Here is a 303-nt window from a genome sequence, read left to right as displayed (position 1 = left end):
GCCTCATCCAGTTTCGCTCGCCACTACTCCCGGAATCACGGTTGTTTTCTCTTCCTGCGGGTACTGAGATGTTTCACTTCCCCGCGTTCCCTCCACACTGCCTATGTGTTCAGCAGCGGGTGACAGCCCATGACGACTGCCGGGTTTCCCCATTCGGACACCCCCGGATCAAAGCTCGGTTGACAGCTCCCCGGGGCCTATCGCGGCCTCCCACGTCCTTCATCGGTTCCTGGTGCCAAGGCATCCACCGTGCGCCCTTAAAAACTTGGCCACAGATGCTCGCGTCCACTGTGCAGTTCTCAA

Annotated in this window: 1 rRNA gene; it reads right to left on the bottom strand. The window is 59.4% G+C overall.

What is annotated here, in order from left to right:
• A 23S ribosomal RNA gene (locus tag JK363_RS41805) occupies positions 1–271 on the bottom strand; the annotation flags it as partial.
• Positions 272–303: the final 32 nt, after the last annotated feature.

The organism is Streptomyces coffeae, from assembly GCF_016741875.1.
Lineage (GTDB): Bacteria > Actinomycetota > Actinomycetes > Streptomycetales > Streptomycetaceae > Streptomyces > Streptomyces coffeae.
The sequence above is the reverse complement of the archived record's forward strand: the minus strand, read 5'-3'. Positions and strand labels throughout refer to the sequence as shown.